This is a genomic window from Coleofasciculus sp. G1-WW12-02 (assembly GCF_040219735.1).
GTDB lineage: Bacteria > Cyanobacteriota > Cyanobacteriia > Cyanobacteriales > Coleofasciculaceae > Coleofasciculus.
Map to the genome: position 1 here is coordinate 1 of NZ_JAVJRX010000162.1, position 17,020 is coordinate 17,020.

Consider the following 17,020-nt stretch of genomic DNA (forward strand, 5'->3'; position numbering starts at 1 on the left):
ACTTGAACCAGACTTGCCTTGCATAATAAGTTCCGCAGTTCGTCAGCTTATTTGCCTCAGAACAGATGTATTCAAGTATTGCCGACAAATCGGTATTTGGAGTCAATAGTACCTGTTGACATCCGTACAAATTCATCACCTCCTTGTTCTTGTTTGTAGTTATAGTGTATCATTAAACAAGAAATTCGTGCGGGATTTATCCCGCTATCTGTACGATTTGCTCAGTTTCATCCCCCGCTTGAAAGACGGGGGCTTTCACTATCGCTTGTCTGTAAGGATTTGACACTAATTAACATTTCTTAGTACAGCTTACCAGAATTTATGTCCAGGTATCTAGAACTCTTCCTGCACCTCCTACTTTCAGCTTAAGTTGAAACCACTACTTTATGTCACCGGAGTATGAGATCTAAAGTCAATCCAATTCCGTCCCACTCGTTCAGCGACATCAGCCGAATCATAAGGGAGTTGCATCCCAAATACGTCTCCTGCTAAGGTCGTTACCCGAAACTGCCAACGGTGAAGCTTACTAAAGAAAACCGTGAGCAGGTAACCCCGATAAGCTGTAAAAATATGGATATGGGTAATAGGAAAGGTAGATTGAGAAAGTGGAATATTCACAGATTTGAACGTAGATAATTTGCCAAAAAGGAATATTCTGACAAACTTTTTGCGCTAAGCTCGTCAGTCCTTAAACTTGCTTTAACATTTTAGCACTATGACTCATTTTTACTTCAGAAATCATCCTTTTGAATGGCTAATCTGCTCCGGAATGTACTCATTTTGATAGATAAGCCTATTGAGTAAAAATACTGATTAGGAGCAAAATACTGCCACTACCTAGGTTTTTGCCTAATCGAGAAACGCCCAATCACCCCATTGCCTTAATCCAATTATTCAGCCGGGTGAAAATGGATTGAGTTAACTGATTAAACTGTTGCTGGCGATACCACTTTTGAAAGGCTTTCTCATAAGCTTCTCCGTGAAGTTGATAGATATTCCACGTCTTTAAACCCAGCCCTGTTCCCCAAAACAAGAGGATATACAACGCCCAGGAAAGTTGACCTGCACTCAGCAGGTTGATGGCAACTAAAAAACTATTCACGATAATATATTTGCCAAACCGCTGCTTGAGTTGGCTGCGCTGATATTGCTCAAACTCCTGGCGCTTTTGCTGCTGTTCTTGCTGGAGCCGCCATTCTTGTTCCGCTAGCTGGAGGTTAGTCGGCGAGATCCCCAATTCAGCGGCAATTTCCACAAGCTGCGTCCGCGAAAACTCATCGCCATTGGCTTGACGGGTGATCGCGAGATTCAGGATTTGCTGGAGGTCTTCTTGGTTATAAGACTGGATAATGGTGTGTTCAGAAACAGACATGACTTATATTATATTAAGAGGATGAGTGGGCGGGCTGAAAATTAAAACTATAGATAGTGGCGCACTGAGGTTGTACTTCCTTATATTATTATCAACGACATCTAGACAGACAGTACAGACCTGCTGATGTTCACAACCGAACCCCTAGGGTCGGATTTTACGAAAAAGAATGGTAGAACAGAAGTTTTACATTTCGTTACGATAGATTCAGATGTAAAGGAGGACAGTATAAAAACGTTTTCAACGGGCAGTAGATTTGAGGTAATCTCTATGAACGGTAGTATTCGTGTTGGTAATTTATTGGGAATTCCCTTTTATATAAATCCCTCTTGGTTTTTAGTTCTGGCTTTGGTCACCTTTGACTTTGGGGGGTATCTGAGTGGGTTTCCGGGTTTAACAGGGATCTTACCCTGGGTACTGGGTTTTGTGGGCGCCCTGTTGCTATTTGCCTCGGTTTTAGCCCATGAATTGGGACATAGTTTAGTCGCTATTCGCCAAGGCATTGAGGTGAAATCGATTACCCTGTTTCTTTTTGGGGGTTTAGCCAGCTTAGAGAAGGAATCTCAGACACCAGCCGAAGCCTTCTGGGTGGCGATCGCGGGTCCTTTAGTTAGTTTAGCCCTTTTTGCCCTATTTACGGGTATAGGCGTTAGCACCGGCGTCTCTGGTTCTTTGGCAGCGATTCTTAGCTTACTGGCTTCGATTAATCTAATTTTAGCCCTGTTCAACCTGATTCCCGGCTTACCCTTAGATGGTGGCAATATTCTCAAGTCCGTGGTTTGGAAAATCACCGGGAATCCCTATCGCGGTGTGGTTTTTGCCAGTCGGGTTGGTCAAGTTGTCGGATGGTTAGGAATCAGTATAGGAATCCTTTCTGTCTTGGGGTTGAGTGAGTTTGGCAGTATTTGGACGCTATTAATTGGGGTATTCCTGCTGCAAAATGCAGGTATGTCGGCGCAATCAGCCACCCTACAAGAAAAACTCCAAGACCTGAAAGCGGAAGATGCGGTGATTCCAGAGAGTCCGATTATATCAACCGACCTGTCGCTGCGGGAATTTGCCAACAACTACATTATCGGCAAAAAAGAATGGCGCAAGTTCTTGGTGACGGATGAACAAGGACAATTGATCGGCGCGATCGCGGTTGATGATCTCAAGAAAGTCCCCACCTCAAACTGGACGATTACTCCCGTCAGTGAACTGATACAGCCTGTGGATTTGGATGCGATCGTCAAATCTGATCAGTCTCTGTTAGAAGTAATTATGCTCCTGGAGAAAGGTCAATTTACTCAATTGCCTGTAGTGCGCGAAAACGGAGTCCTGGTTGGACTTTTGGAAAAAGCCTCGATTGTCTCTCTCCTAGAGAAGCGAACTCAAACCAATCCCGCTTAAGCATATTGGCATCACTGAAATTAAAGAATTGAGCCTGATCCCTCGAATAAACTTCGGGGGATTTATCGTAAAAGGCAGAAAGCTACTAAGTTTTTCGGGTCGCCCTCTACTCAAACCCTCGTACTATATATATAAAGGATGTGTTAGGAGGTTAAATAGTGGTTCAGTGAAGAACAAACTTAAGCGCTTAATCTTTTGGCTACGAAAGTTTTCGGTTCATTTCGTCGTTTATTTCTGGAAGTTACCCACTTGGTCAGTTGTTGTCGGGGCAACGGTTCTGGTCATCGGAGTGATCCTGATCACGAAGGAGAACTCTCAACTCTCTAAAATACTGAATAATGTTGAAGCTATCAGTATTTTTGCGGCTGTTGTTTTATTTTTAAAAGAAACCCCGAATCGAAAAAAACAATTCTATTACCAAGCTTGGCGGATGATAGACGCTGCCCATGGACGACAAACCAGCTATGCCCGGTTTCAAGCCCTGCAAGATTTGAATGAAGATGGTGTGAGCTTGAGAGGACTCAATATTCCGGGGACAGATTTACAACGCATTAATTTACATAAAGCATTTCTCTATGAAGCTAATTTAGAAGAAGCTAATCTTATAACGGCGGATCTGAGTAACAGTCACCTGGATAAAGCGAAACTTAATAAAGCAAAACTTAATGCCGCGAAACTCTCTGGCGCTTGCTTGATTGCCACGGATCTGAGTGAAGCGGATCTGAGTGAGGTTAACCTCAAAGGTGCTGATCTGATTGATGCTAACCTGAGAAAGGCTAATCTTATTGGTGCTAATTTAAGTGGCGCAGATTTGAGTCGAGCCGATTTGAGTAAGGCTAACTTGAGTAGAACAGATCTGAGTCAAGCCGATTTTATGGATACCATCCTCAGTGGCGCTGATCTGAGTGGGGCTAATCTGAGTCATGCTGACTTCAATAATGCAGATTTGAGTGATGCTGATCTGAGTGGGGCTAATCTGAAGAATACAGATTTCACCGATGCTAATTTAAGTGGGGCTAACTTAAGCGGGGCTGATTTGAGCGGGGCGGATTTGAGTGATGCTGATCTGAGTGGGGCTAATTTGAGTGACGCTAATCTGAGTCAAGTTGATCTTAGCAACGCTTATCTTGATGACGCCCATTTCTCACCCACTCCCCTAAAAAAAAACGAGACTATTTTCTATAATCGAGAGGCTAAAAGAAGGGTTTAAAAAGGGTGTATTTAAATAAATGGGAGTTGGGGAAGCATCACATAAAGACGCTGCGGGGCATCACATCGCGTCCGTTATCAACCACGACTTTTGGGAATTGGGACTTCTCGCAGCAATCGAATCAAAGTCATTCCAGTGAATCCTGAAACTAACATCCACGTCACCCCTAAACCCAGAACTTCGCTGAGAAACAGATGAGTGAAGCGGCGCAAAATTCCGCCGACAATCCAACCCACCGCTAAACTGATCGACCAGTTTAGAATATTGGCAAAAATCCACCCCCAAGCTTTGGTAACGTACTGTCTGAGAACCCACCATTGCGCCATTCCCAGGATCAGCCCTAGGGTTGCTCCATCAATGACGCCATAAACCAACCGAGGGAAAATACCCATTGTTCGGGGAGCAAACCAACCGATGACTCCAAAGGAACTCAACCCCATGACTCCCCAACCGAGGAGACTGGCAATAATCCACCACCAAGCTGAGGACAGGTGTCGTCTCAAAACTAGCCATTGGGCTAATCCGATTATCGTCCCACCAATGATGCCCTCAATTATACCGATATCCGGTCTTTCTCCAATCTCGATCCAAAATAGACTTGCCACAAAACCTAATAGTGTCACCAATAGCCACTGCAACCAGAAGCTACAGCTAGTCTCGATGGGTTTGATCGGGGATTGATAGTTAATGGTTACTGGCACACCAATGACAACAATTCAGGACAGCGCAACAATACCTAAGGAGTCGCCTTAGATCTGTAATATATATATTACTAGGTATTACCGCCTCCATTGCCTATCAGAAGACGACACTAAAGAATAATTATGAAGATTAACTTTAAAAAACTTTGGGTTTTTTAAAGTTTTGATGAAGATCAGCTTAAATTTATTTTTCCAGATAAAACTGGAAGTTTTCGATTATTATGGGCTTATAAGTCTCAATTAGGTTTCACACATCTACCAATGGATAGATTAAAGTCTTTTAAGTCTTTGAGTCTGGTAACCGGGGTATTCACGACAATCTGGGTCATGGGGATCGGCTGGCAACCCCCGCTACAAGCCCAGTCGAATGAAGATGTAAACGTTTTGACCGCCCAGCTTTCACCATCGCGCGATCGCGGCGCTGGGTTACGCGGTGCTGGATGTGGTGAAGCAACAATTACCCCCTTGATGTCAACAAAGGAACCGGGAGTTTATTTAGTGGCGCTTAACTCACCACTGACACTCTCATGGCAAGTGCCGGAAACCACAGTCACCTCCGCCGAATTTCTCCTGGTTGATCAGAGTTGGAATGCAGTGCATCAAACGATGATTGAGATTCCCAAAGAAGGCGGTGAGATTGAAATCACTCTCCCCAACACCCTATCTCTAGAAACTGGAAAAGATTATTACTGGCAGATGGCATTAATCTGTGATGGGAGCGATCGCACAAAAGATAATGCCATCCAAGGGGCACTACAGTTCACCTCCCCAGAGGCTTCCACGTCCCAAGAATAACGATGATCACCGACACCGATTCATAGAACCTGGACATTTGTGGGTGTGGAACTTATGAAAGAAGCCTTTATTTCTTACTCCCGGCGTAATAAGGAATTTGTCCTCAAACTTCGGGAGGCATTTAAAAACGCCAATCGTGAGGTTTGGGTGGATTGGGAAGGCATTCCCCTAACCGCTGATTGGCGACAAGAAATCTACAAAGGAATCGAAGAATCGAATAATATCGTCTTTGTGATTAGCCCGGATTCCGTGGCATCCAAAGAGTGCGGTGTAGAGGTAGACTGTTCCCTAAAACACCATAAACGAATTCTGCCGATTTTATATTTGGATGTTGACCCAGAAGCGATACATCCAGAGATGAGAGAACTCCCCCAGATTGATTTTCGTGAGGGGAAAAATTTTGAGCAGGCATTTCAAGAACTGCTGCAAGCCATTGATAACAATAAACTGGATACCCAAGAACATACACGCTTGTTAGTCCAAGCTATGGAATGGGAGAAAAAAGGACGCAATACTAGCCTGTTATTACATGGAAGTGAACTCACTGAGGCAGAATCATGGCTGGTGTGGAGTTCTGAACAAAAACCCTTTCCCACACCCTTGCATCGAGAGTATGTGGGAGTCAGTCGTCAATGGGTAACCCGTCAGGCAAAACGGTCGATTATTGGGGTGAGTGTAGCGCTGGGAGTGTCTACTCTCTTAGGAATTGTCGCGTTCTGGCAATATCAGCGATCGCAAAAACTTTTTGTCCAAGCCCAGCAAGAACAGCTTATTGTCCAAAGTACCACCTCCGACGCTTTATTTGTTTCCCAGCAAAAATTTCCTGCCCTCTTAGAATCTCTAGAGGCGGCTAAAACGCTGCAACAAGCGAATTGGGTTAGCCAAAACCCTCAACTGCATTCAACGATTTCCACGGCTTTACTTCAGTCCGTCTATTGGGTGAATCAATCGAATCAATTAGACGGACATACGAATAAAGTTCGTAGCGTTAGTTTTAGCCCCGACGGTGAACTTATTGCCTCCGCTAGTAGTGACCATACGATTAAACTCTGGCAGCGAGATGGGAGTTTAATCAAAACCCTACAAGGGCATCGCGATCGCGTCCGAGAGGTCAGTTTCAGCCCTGATGGTGAAATGATTGCCTCCGCTAGCCGGGATGGGACAGTAAACCTGTGGACAAAAGATGGGGCGAATCTACATAGTATTAATGCCCATGATAATGATATTTACCACGTCAGTTTTTCCCCCGATAGCCAAATTATTGCCTCAGCCAGCCGGGATGGGACAGTAAAACTGTGGAGTCGAGAGGGTAAATTCCTAAACACCTTAAGCGGACATAATGCCCCAGTTATCAGTGTCAGCTTCTCGGCTGACGGTCAACGCTTGGCATCGGCTAGCGCTGATCAGACGGTGAAACTCTGGACAATTGAGGGTGAAGAATTACAAACCCTGAAAGGACACCAAGGAGAGGTCACAAGTGTGAGTTTTTCCGGGGATGGTCAACTCATCGCCACCGCCAGTCAGGATAAAACTGCGAAACTCTGGACGATTGAGGGAGAAGAACTTCAGACGCTAATGGGTCACAAGGATGGCATTTGGCAGGTGACATTTAGCCCAGATAGTCAACGCCTTGCCACCAGTAGTAAAGACAGAACCATCAAACTCTGGAATCGCGACGGCACTCTACTCAATACCCTCACCGGACATAGCAGTCAGGTATTTGGTGTGGATTTCTCTCCAGATGGGCAAACCCTAGCATCAGCGAGTGATGATAGAACCGTGAAACTCTGGAAACTGGACAATCCCTTAGTCAAAACCGTCCCCCAATCTGGTCTTAGTCCCAGTTTTAGCCCGAATGGGGACTTAATCGCGATCGCATCGAAAAGGAATGTCACCCTCTGGAGTCCAGACGGCAAGAAATTGAACACCCTGTCTGGACATCAAGATTGGGTGGAAAGTGTCAGTTTTTCTCCCGACGGTGAAACTATTGCCTCAGCCAGTGATGACCAAACCGTGAAACTCTGGACAAAAGACGGGAAAGAATTACAGACGCTAAATGGACATGACGGCATCGTTTGGACGGTACAATTTTCTCCCGATGGAGACTATCTAGCCTCCGGGAGTCAAGACCAAACCGTGAAACTCTGGACGCCTAACGGCGAACTGTTGCAGACCCTGAAAGGTCATCAGGGTATGGTCTTAAATGTTAGCTTCTCTCCCGATGGTCAAACCCTCGCCTCCGCCAGTCAAGATGGCACCGTAAAACTGTGGCGTCTAGATGTAGAGACGAATAATGGCGCGTCTCTACAACGGACGATTCAGGGACATGACGCCGCCGTTGGTAGTGTCAGCTTCTCCCCCGATGGTCAAATCATTGCCACCGCCAGTGATGACCAAACCGTGAAACTGTGGACGAGTGAGGGTAAGTTACTTCACACACTCAACGGACATCGCGATCGCGTCTATCGCGTCACCTTTCGACCCGATGGTCAGTTCCTAGCTACAGCCAGTTTAGACGGTACGGTGAAAATTTGGACGCTAGATGGCACAGAAGTCGTCACGTTGAAAGGACATCAAGCTGGCGTTAACCATCTCAGTTTCAGTACCGATGGCAAAACCCTGGCATCTACGGATGAAAACGACACCATGATTCTCTGGAATTTAGAGTATTTGGATGACCAATTACTCAACCATCTCATCGCATCGGGTTGTAATTGGGCAAGAGACTATCTGCAAACTAACTCACCGTCTCAAGACCTTTGTAAAACAGACGGCAGTTCGTAGAGACGTTGCATGCAACGTCTCTACAGATGGGGGAGATGAGGGAATTGTAGGGGCGGGTTTTACCACTAACCTTGGCTTTGCACCCTGATATAACTAAACCCGCCCCAACGGATTACCAGCATTCTCCGACATAAGACGAATGACCAAGGACAAATGACCAAGGACAAATGACCAAGGACAAATGACCAAGGACAAATAACAAAACATGGCTGAAATTTTTATTTCCTACTCCGCCCCCGATAAAGACGCGATTCAGAGAATCTATGAAGCCCTCAACCGAGAGAAGCAGGATATTTGGGTAAACTGGGAAGAAAAACCTCTAACCCAGACAGAAACAGAAATTGCAGCAGCCCACACCTGTATCTTCTTTATTAGTCCCCATGCGATTCAATCTGAATGCTGTACCCAAGAACTTGAATATGCCGTTCAACGCGGCAAACGCATCATCCCGATTGTGCTACGGGACGATTCTCTCAAAGGAGTGCATCCAGAGTTAGCAAGACTGAACTGGGTATTCTTTCGCGAAACCGATGATTTTAACGGCGCATTTGAGTCCCTACTCAAAACCCTAGATACTGATTTAGACCATATTAAGCAACATACCCGCTTGCAACAACTAGCGACCGAGTGGGATAAGAAACAACGCAATAACCACCTTTTACTCAGGGGAAGCGAACTAGAAGCCGCAGAACAATGGTTGACAACTAACGCTGAAATCGAACCCAAACCCACCCAACTTCAGCGAGAGTATATTGATGGGGGACGCAAAGCCAGAACCCGTGGTCAAAGACGACTCCTAGCTGGCGTCAGTGTGGCGTTGGGCGCTTCGGTTATTTTAGGGGGAGTCGCGTTCGTTCAATATTTAAAAGCAGAACGACTGAGAATGCAAGCCTATACCGGGCAGATTATTAGCCACAGTAAAACTGCAGAAGCGTTGTTTGCTTCCGGTCAAGGCTTTGAAGCCCGATTAGAAGCCCTGAAAGCGGGACGTAAACTGCAAAATGCTAACTGGAGTCAAAAGGATACTCAGTTAAACGCTAATGTAATCACCGCCCTGCAACAAACGGTGTCTTGGGGTAGAGAACAGAACCAACTAGAGGATCATACAGACCGGGTATGGGAGGTCAGTTATAGTCCCGATGGTGAATGGATTGCGACTGCCAGTAATGACCAAACCGTAAAACTTTGGCGTCCAGATGGTACATTAGTTCGTACCCTTACCGGACACACTCAGCAAGTCCGGAGCGTGAGTTTCTCTCCAGATGGGCAAACCCTTGCCAGTGGCAGTTTAGATGGGACGGTTAACCTGTGGAATCGAGAGGGAACCGTGATTAAAACCATCGCCGCCCATGATAATGCAGTCAATAGCGTCAAGTTTAGCCCCGATGGTGAACTCCTCGCCACCGCCAGTGATGATAAAACGGTGAAACTTTGGCAGCCAGATGGCAGGTTGGTGGGTACTCTAGAAGGACATCAGGGTCAAGTTTATGGCGTGAGTTTCTCTCCAGATGGTGAAACCTTGGCGACGGCAAGTTGGGATGGTACGGTAAAGCTTTGGACGCTAGAGGGTGAAGAACTGTTAACCCTGACGGGTCATGACGCTGGCGTTACCGGGGTTAGTTTTAGTCCAGATGGGCAAATTATTGCTTCAAGTAGTGCAGACAATACGATCAAACTCTGGAGTCAAGAGGGTAGCCTGATCACCACTCTCACGGGACATGAAAACCTGATCAATGGCGTGGTTTGGAGTCCAGATGGGCAAACTCTTGTCTCCAGTAGTGATGACCAAACCCTGAAACTCTGGAGTTTAGATGTAGAGACGTTGCATGCAACGTCTCTACAACAGACGCTGACTGGACATCAAGGTGCGGTTTATGGGATGAGTTTTAGTCCAGATGGGCAGACTTTGGCTTCGGCGAGTTTAGATAAGACGGTGAAATTGTGGCAACTGGGTGAACGTCAGCTTGTTCATACCCTCAAGGGACATCAGGATGCTGTCAATAGTGTCAGGTTTAGTCCCCAGGGGAATCGTTTGGTATCAGCGAGTTCAGACAAGACGGTGAAACTCTCTTCGAGTGAGGGTAAAGAGTTAGCGACACTGCAAGAGAATCGCGATCGCGTCTATGATGTGAACTTTAGCCCAGACGGCGAGACGATTGCCACGGTGGGTGATGACAAACTGGTACGCTTGTGGAACCAAGAGGGGAAACTCCTGAAGACTTTGCCAGGGGAAGAAAATCTAGAGGATGGACATCGCGATCGCATAAATCGGGTCAGTTTTTCTCCAGATGGTGAAACCATTGCCACGGCGAGTGATGATGGGACAATTAAGTTGTGGAATCCCAATGGAGTGCTACTGAAAACCCTCGATGAACATAATAGTGGCGTCAATGACATCAGTTTCTCCCCCGACGGTGAGATGATGGCTTCAGTTAGTGATGACAAAGCTGTGATTTGGGATAAAACTGGTACAGTACTCTCATCATGGCAGGCTCATGATCAAGCGATCGAAGCCGTGAGTTTTTCTCCTGATGGGGAGACGATTGCCACCGCCAGTGAGGATAAAACGGTGAAACTGTGGAATAAAGACGGCGTTTTGCTAAAAACCCTCGCAGGTCATGATAATCCAGTTTATGCGGTAGCCTTCTCTGCTGACGGTCAAACCATTGCTTCAGGAAGTTTAGACGGAGAGATTAAACTGTGGCAAAGTGATGGCACGTTAATGGTTACCCTTAAAGGGCATCAAGATGAAATCACAGGTCTAAGTTTCCACCCAGATAATCAAATGTTAGCCTCTGCCAGTTTGGATAATACTATCATTTTGTGGAATTTAGAGGACTTTAATCAAACTGTTCTCGATAATCTCCTGGTTCGCAGTTGTGACTGGGTAGGGGATTATCTGAAGACTAACCCCAATGTAACAGAACGCGATCGCGCCCTTTGTGGCAAATAGTTTTAATTCCTACTTAGAGACGGGTTTCACTATTATCCAAATGGGACTAAATCCGCCCCCCTAAAGGGCTGACTTGCTTGGCTTGTGCTTTCAGAAACTTGTGTAAAAGGCGGTATTTCCAGGCTATTTTTACAATCACTTTAACGGCAGTGATATTACCATTGAACGTCTAGATATAGCGCTTCGCGCTGGTGTATTTACACATTAGAGAGGGATGCTTGATCAGGAGGGATTTAGAACACTTGTACTGTAACTACGCGAGAGCGAACTGCTATAACTCGGTGTAGCGTTGCTGGTATATAGCTTGAAGCCGATCCCAGACCTGTTTTGTATACCGTTGGGCTTCTTGCTGAATCAATGACCAGAGAAGGTCTAGGGCTTCTATAGTTGGACAGAAGCGGATCAGGGTACGGCAAGCCGCAATCCATTGTTCGAGATTGCGATAACTCACAAAATAACCGCCCCGTCCTTGGATATGTACCCAAAGAACATTGTGCCATTTTTCCCAGTTGAGGATGCGCTGGGGATCAATGTTCAAGTATTTGGCGATTTGGTTGAGGGTGATGACAAAGGTTTGGGGATTAATACGGTGTCGGATTCGCATCATGGCTATTTTTTGGTTTTCAATAAAGTTTGATTTCCCCCCTTCCCGGGTTGAGAAGGAGGTTAGGGGTTAAGTCTGTTCATTAATCGATACGAAGGCGGCGGTAGAGAACACTCATCACTTCGCCTGGATTCTGCGTGGGTTGGGGCTTACTCCACTCGCTGACGTGGGCGTAGCCGAGGCGATAGAAGGTGTGAATGGTGCTACTGACGCCTTGGGGTGAACTGATGATGATCACTTTGAGAGGGTGTCGGTTGTCTGGCGGGGGCGTAGATGGTAGAGGGGTTGCGGGATTGGGAGTTGGAGAGGAATCGCGGATAAAGTCTTCAGTCATTGGAGTTTACCTTTATTGCTGCATTAGTCGCCTTAATGGTCTACTAATAGCTTATCATAGCGTAGTCCATTAAGGAGTCGTTTACTCGGTTGTGAGCGTTTGCCACAATCAGAGTCATGGGACAAGCAGGCAAAGCCTTGAAAAAGGTTCTGGAAACGTATGAAATTAGTCAATATCGATTAGCGGCAGAATTAGGGATTGGACGCTCTAATGTATACCGTTGGGTAAATGAGGTGAGAGATCCAACGGCTGAAACTGTGAAAGATATTGTGCAAGTGCTGCGGAAGATCAACTCGGCGGCGGCGACGGAGTTTATCCGACTGTATTTGGGTGATGGTTCGGTGGATGGTGAGGAATAGTCATTGGAGGGTTAGAGGTGATCAAAGGTATTCGATCACCATAAAAACTATGGGAAAAGCAGGTGAAGCGCTAAGGCAGGTATTGCAGACGTACAAAATCAGCCAAAATAAATTGGCGGTGACAATGGGGATTGGTCGATCAACGGTTCACTACTGGTATCAAAACACTCAAGATCCTTCCGCTGAGGCAGTTCTGGAAATCAGGAAGGCACTGCGGAAGATTGATCCGGTGGCGGCGCAAGAATTTATTCGGCTGTATTTGGATGAGTCAGATAAGGACTTCTACCCAAGTAATCCGGGTAATAAATAATAGGTTACCTGTTGCAGTATCCGCGATCGCTTGTATCCAGGCACTACCTGTTTCCGGTATATAACGTTTAACTAGGGCGCTGCTATCCAGGAAGTAAGCATTTACCATTCGCCCCGATCCTCTATAATGATTTCAGACAAGGGCTTACCTGGCATAGCTTTCAGTTTTTCTGCCAATTCTTGCCATGTAGCTTCACAGACAGGTTCAACATCACTTCGATGAGGAGGAGGGGTAACCAGTCCAGCCGCCGCTAAGGATTGGCTGATACGTTCAAGTTGAGTTACTGAATCTTCAGGCAAAATCTGAATCTGTACGGTTTGATGTTCTTGCAGGGGCAAGGGAGTTAAGGGGCGCAGCATTCCATTTTCGTAGATAGCGGTAATAGTTTCAGGCATTATAATGAAGTAGAACAGTGGCTATGAATATTTTAGTATTTAGCGTCTGTGCGAGACTGAGAAGCAGTTGTGGGGATTAGGGAAGTGATATCGGGACGGGATAGGTGTGGGGGATAGGGGGAGCAATCACCTTGCTCTCAGCTATCTACAATAATATTTATAAATGTCTTGGACAGCGATATCTTGGCAGATAAGGTTCAGAGCAAGTCAACCCCACTAGCAGCAGTAATTAAAACTCATGGTTCTCTCTCAAACTTAATTAAAATTTATATGACAGCACAAGTAATATCTTCCATAAATATGAAAGGCGGTGTGGGTAAAACTGCATTGACTGTTAATCTTGCCGCATCACTAGCACATAATTATAATAAGCGTATTCTTGTTGTAGACTTAGATCCACAAACAAACGCTACTTTTAGTTTAATTACTAAGGATCATTGGGATAAGTGGATACACTCAAAACTAACTTTAGCTGATTTGATGTCCCAGTCTGAGGAGTTTAATCTTTCCAGAAAAAGACCTAATATTGAAGATGCTATTATTAAAAATGTAGGTGGAAATATTAAAGGTCTTGATTTGATTCCATCACATCTAAGGTTAACCTTTATTGACATAAAACTGGCTATAGTTAGCCATAGAGAGATGATCCTAAAGAAAAATCTAGAAAGTATTTTGAATCAGTATGACTATATACTCTGTGATTGTCCTCCCAATCTCTCTATATCTACACAGAATGGTTTAGCAGCGAGTAATTATTATATAATTCCGGTTTTTCCCGAACCTTTAGCCGCGTTGGGTTTAGGGCTTATTAACAATAAAATTAAAGAGTTAAATGAATATAGGACAGGTGCTGAAATTAAATCATTAGGAATTGTTTTCACTAAGTATGATTTAAGAATTAACGAAACTGAATTATCTGCATCTGAAATTGCTGAAGCAAACTCGGAGGAATATATTTTTAGAACTAAGATACCGGAGAATGTGAAAGTAAAAAGTTCTGTAAGAGAGGCAAAACCTGTAATTCTTTCCTCACCAAGAAGTAGAAGTGCAATAGCTTACAAAGAATTAGCCAAAGAGTTTCTTGATAGAATAGGTAAAGTCTAAAATATTTTAAATTCATAACAAAGCCAAAACTATGAATAAAAAAGAAAAAGAAAATGAAAAAAGCCAATTTGAACAGTTGCAAAAATTAGGAGAAGTTCTTAATATTTTGCAACTGTTAAACCTAGATGAGCTTGAATCTATCACGACTGGTAGCTACTTAGGAAAAGCTGTAGAGTTACTTAAAAATGTACAAAAAAATCTAAATTTAGATGATGAATTAAAAGAAGACGAGGATATAATTGCTGATAATTTAGTTGTATTTCAGGATAAGCTTAAACCTCTGAACCAACCCAATAAAGAGTCAGATTATAAGAAAGTTTTCGTTGATTATCTACAGAAGGTTTTTTCTGATACGGAAGAATTCCCTGACAGAAAGAGTATTATCAAGTTTTTTCAGGAAAACTTTAACCTTGAATGTGAAGCTAGAAAGAGTTCAAGGACTCATTTGATTTCTAAGTTAGCCAGACTACTTCTGGACAAAAATATTTCACGAGAAGAGGTTGGAGAGGCTTTACTAAAAGCAACCAATTTCAAACATGGTTCTTTACTAAAAGAGAAAGAACCAAGTTTTCTCAAAAGCTGGTATGAAGCCATAGAAAGGATGTAAGCATGAACTCACCTGACGAACTAGATTTTGAATCTAAAAAATACTATAAGCAGTTTTTGGAGCAAATTTTTCCTGCGCTTGAGCAGGCTTTCAATAGTACTTTAGAAGACCCAAGAACAAACTTAATAGAACAAGGCTATTGTAAAGCTACTTCGTTCTCATCTTGGCGTCAGATACTATTAATTGATAACGGAGCTAATTGCCATGAGATATATAACGAAATCCAATCTGATTTATCAGCATCAATTTCATCAGCTATTACTGGTAATTACAGATTAGCTTTAATGTCTATTAGAAGTTTTATTGAACTATCTAATTTATTTGCTTACTATTATCATCATCCAGTTGAGTATGATTGGTGGTTAGAAGACAATCATGTAATTAAGTTTTCAGAGCTTAATGAAAAATACTTTAAGAGATATAAGCAACTAGAAGAGTATAAAATTAATACAAATATTTATCGAGAATGGAAAAAAGTATCCAAATATGTACATGCCGAATATAAGTCTTATATGCAGTCTTCTGACACTCTTCCATTTTTACCTCAATATCAAAAAGAAAAATTAGGTCAATGGATAACTCATTTTAAGGCAGCAAATCTTTGGATTAACAAGCTTTTCTATATTATTTTCCAAAAGCTTTATTTTGAAGCTTATAAGAAAATTGAATTGCAGGATTTATGTCAAATTATTAAAGGTAATCTAAATGATATTAATTTATTTTCGTCAGTTCAAAAAGAGTGGTCAAATCAATCATAATATAAATGCTAAGGTTTATCCAGTAAGCTTTAGGTTCCGGTAATTTATTTCATTGCTATACGCATCAGCAATATTATTATAGTCACCCAATCTAAGGGGAGGTTATAAAAGCGAATTTGGTATCAACAAATAAGGTGGGCAATGCCCACCCTACAAATCAACCTTTCACGCAAACCACCTGCTTTAGCGTCGCCACCACCTCCACCAAATCCGCTTGATTATTCATCACCTCATCAATGGGTTTATAAGCGCCGGGAATCTCATCCAAAACCCCGCCATCCTTGCGACATTCAACTCCTTGAGTTTGTGTCACCAAATCATCCAGGGAAAACTGTTTCTTTGCCTTTTTCCGAGACATTAAACGCCCTGCGCCATGGGAACAACTGCAATAACTTTCATGATTCCCTTTCCCCTTGACAATAAACGACTTTGCCCCCATCGAACCTGGTATAATCCCGTAATCTTCCTCACGCGCCCGTACTGCACCCTTGCGCGTGACGTACACATCTTCCCCAAAATGGACTTCTTTCTCGGCATAATTGTGATGGCAATTCACCTCTAACAATGGCTTGATTGGCTTACCTCCCGCCAAATATTTTTCTACAATTGTTTTAAAACGCGCCATCATTACATCGCGATTGTAACGGGCATAATCTTGCGCCCATTGTAAATCTCGCCAGTAAGCGGCAAATTCTGGGGTTCCGGCGATAAAGTACGCTAAATCCGGATCAGGTAAGCGGTTTCCTGCCAGTTTCGCTAATTCCTTCGCCGTGCTAATGTGACACTGCGCCAAGCGATTGCCAATATTACGAGAACCAGAATGTAGCATTAACCACACTGAATCCTCCGTATCGATGCACACCTCAATAAAATGATTTCCGCCACCCAGAGAACCCAACTGCTTCATCGCTTTTCCTTGCACATCCTGCACACCGCGATGTAAGTCTTTGAAATGAGTCCAGCCTTGCCAATTGCTGGCATCTTTTTCTACCTCTTTATTTTGGTTAAATCCCAGAGGAATGGCTGCTTCGATATCTAAGCGAATTTTCTTTAGTTTCCCCTCTAGTTGTTCAGCCACAAATGGCGTTTTAATCGCTGCCATCCCACACCCAATATCAACTCCTACCGCCGCCGGAATTACGGCGTCTTTGGTGGCAAGAACCGACCCAACTAATGCCCCTTTGCCTAGGTGAACATCTGGCATCAACGCCACATGTTTAAACACAAAAGGTAAGGATGCCACATTTTTTGCCATCTTGGTTTCCTCATGACTTAAATCATGATTCGCCCAGGATAAAACGGGCTTATCTGTGGACAGTTTCAGTTGTTCGTAAGGCATAAA

General features: G+C 44.0%; 17 protein-coding genes and 1 pseudogene. 10 read left to right on the plus strand and 8 right to left on the minus strand.

All coding sequences use genetic code 11. The features are described from left to right. From RID09_RS25875 to RID09_RS25885, 3 genes and pseudogenes are all read right to left on the minus strand, one after another. Positions 1-130, minus strand: a pseudogene (locus RID09_RS25875) (RNA-guided endonuclease TnpB family protein); the annotation flags it as partial. A gap of 254 nt (positions 131-384) precedes the next feature. Beyond that, entirely contained in the window at positions 385-618 is a 234-nt protein-coding gene (locus tag RID09_RS25880; protein ID WP_446338791.1) for a hypothetical protein, read from the minus strand. 250 nt (positions 619-868) lie between these two features. Beyond that, positions 869-1,372, minus strand: a complete 504-nt coding sequence (locus RID09_RS25885) for a 2TM domain-containing protein (RefSeq protein ID WP_446338792.1) — start codon at positions 1,370-1,372, stop codon at positions 869-871. A gap of 270 nt (positions 1,373-1,642) precedes the next feature. Between RID09_RS25885 and RID09_RS25890 the strand changes: the two genes are divergently transcribed. Further along, on the plus strand, positions 1,643-2,764 hold the full coding sequence (locus RID09_RS25890; protein WP_446338793.1) for a site-2 protease family protein: 1,122 nt from the start codon (positions 1,643-1,645) through the stop codon (positions 2,762-2,764). Between the two features lie 166 nt (positions 2,765-2,930). Next, positions 2,931-3,974 carry a pentapeptide repeat-containing protein gene (locus tag RID09_RS25895; RefSeq protein WP_446338794.1) on the plus strand — a complete coding sequence of 348 codons (1,044 nt, stop codon included), beginning with the start codon at positions 2,931-2,933 and terminating at the stop codon, positions 3,972-3,974. 77 nt (positions 3,975-4,051) lie between these two features. On the opposite strand, the gene RID09_RS25900 is transcribed toward RID09_RS25895, so the two are convergent. After that, complete coding sequence (locus tag RID09_RS25900) at positions 4,052-4,675, minus strand: hypothetical protein (protein ID WP_446338795.1); 624 nt, start codon at positions 4,673-4,675, stop codon at positions 4,052-4,054. A gap of 261 nt (positions 4,676-4,936) precedes the next feature. Here RID09_RS25900 and RID09_RS25905 point away from each other — a divergent pair, with 261 nt between their 5' ends. From RID09_RS25905 to RID09_RS25915, 3 genes are all read left to right on the plus strand, one after another. Then, positions 4,937-5,470 (plus strand): DUF928 domain-containing protein, encoded by a 534-nt coding sequence (locus RID09_RS25905; protein WP_446338796.1) that lies wholly within the window; start codon positions 4,937-4,939, stop codon positions 5,468-5,470. A gap of 54 nt (positions 5,471-5,524) precedes the next feature. Next, positions 5,525-8,254 carry a WD40 domain-containing protein gene (locus RID09_RS25910; RefSeq protein ID WP_446338797.1) on the plus strand — a complete coding sequence of 910 codons (2,730 nt, stop codon included), beginning with the start codon at positions 5,525-5,527 and terminating at the stop codon, positions 8,252-8,254. A 205-nt stretch (positions 8,255-8,459) separates the two neighbouring features. Then, positions 8,460-11,207: a WD40 domain-containing protein gene (locus RID09_RS25915; RefSeq protein ID WP_446338798.1), complete on the plus strand. Its 2,748-nt coding sequence runs from the start codon at positions 8,460-8,462 to the stop codon at positions 11,205-11,207. 271 nt (positions 11,208-11,478) lie between these two features. On the opposite strand, the gene RID09_RS25920 is transcribed toward RID09_RS25915, so the two are convergent. Together RID09_RS25920 and RID09_RS25925 are read right to left on the minus strand one after the other, a co-directional pair. After that, the gene (locus RID09_RS25920) at positions 11,479-11,814 is read right to left on the minus strand and encodes a hypothetical protein (RefSeq protein ID WP_446338799.1); all 336 of its coding nucleotides are present in this window, start codon (positions 11,812-11,814) and stop codon (positions 11,479-11,481) included. Between the two features lie 79 nt (positions 11,815-11,893). Continuing rightward, complete coding sequence (locus RID09_RS25925) at positions 11,894-12,145, minus strand: hypothetical protein (protein ID WP_446338800.1); 252 nt, start codon at positions 12,143-12,145, stop codon at positions 11,894-11,896. Positions 12,146-12,261: 116 nt separating this feature from the next. Between RID09_RS25925 and RID09_RS25930 the strand changes: the two genes are divergently transcribed. After that, complete coding sequence (locus RID09_RS25930; RefSeq protein WP_446338801.1) at positions 12,262-12,504, plus strand: helix-turn-helix domain-containing protein; 243 nt, start codon at positions 12,262-12,264, stop codon at positions 12,502-12,504. A 49-nt stretch (positions 12,505-12,553) separates the two neighbouring features. Continuing rightward, entirely contained in the window at positions 12,554-12,814 is a 261-nt protein-coding gene (locus RID09_RS25935; protein WP_446338802.1) for a helix-turn-helix domain-containing protein, read from the plus strand. Between the two features lie 101 nt (positions 12,815-12,915). Here the strand turns inward: RID09_RS25935 and RID09_RS25940 are convergent, their stop codons facing one another. Then, entirely contained in the window at positions 12,916-13,209 is a 294-nt protein-coding gene (locus tag RID09_RS25940) for an antitoxin family protein (protein WP_446338803.1), read from the minus strand. 183 nt (positions 13,210-13,392) lie between these two features. On the opposite strand from RID09_RS25940, the gene RID09_RS25945 reads away from it, so the two are divergent. From RID09_RS25945 to RID09_RS25955, 3 genes are read left to right on the plus strand one after another with little or no spacing between them, the layout of a single operon-like run. Continuing rightward, positions 13,393-14,313 (plus strand): ParA family protein, encoded by a 921-nt coding sequence (locus RID09_RS25945; RefSeq protein ID WP_446338804.1) that lies wholly within the window; start codon positions 13,393-13,395, stop codon positions 14,311-14,313. A gap of 31 nt (positions 14,314-14,344) precedes the next feature. Beyond that, a complete protein-coding gene (locus RID09_RS25950; RefSeq protein WP_446338805.1) occupies positions 14,345-14,920 on the plus strand; it encodes a hypothetical protein in 576 nt (191 codons plus the stop codon). Between the two features lie 2 nt (positions 14,921-14,922). Beyond that, positions 14,923-15,678 (plus strand): hypothetical protein, encoded by a 756-nt coding sequence (locus tag RID09_RS25955; RefSeq protein WP_446338806.1) that lies wholly within the window; start codon positions 14,923-14,925, stop codon positions 15,676-15,678. 157 nt (positions 15,679-15,835) lie between these two features. Here RID09_RS25955 and RID09_RS25960 read toward each other — a convergent pair whose 3' ends face one another. Further along, positions 15,836-17,017, minus strand: a complete 1,182-nt coding sequence (locus RID09_RS25960) for an RtcB family protein (protein WP_446338807.1) — start codon at positions 17,015-17,017, stop codon at positions 15,836-15,838. Between the last annotated feature and the right edge of the window lie 3 nt (positions 17,018-17,020).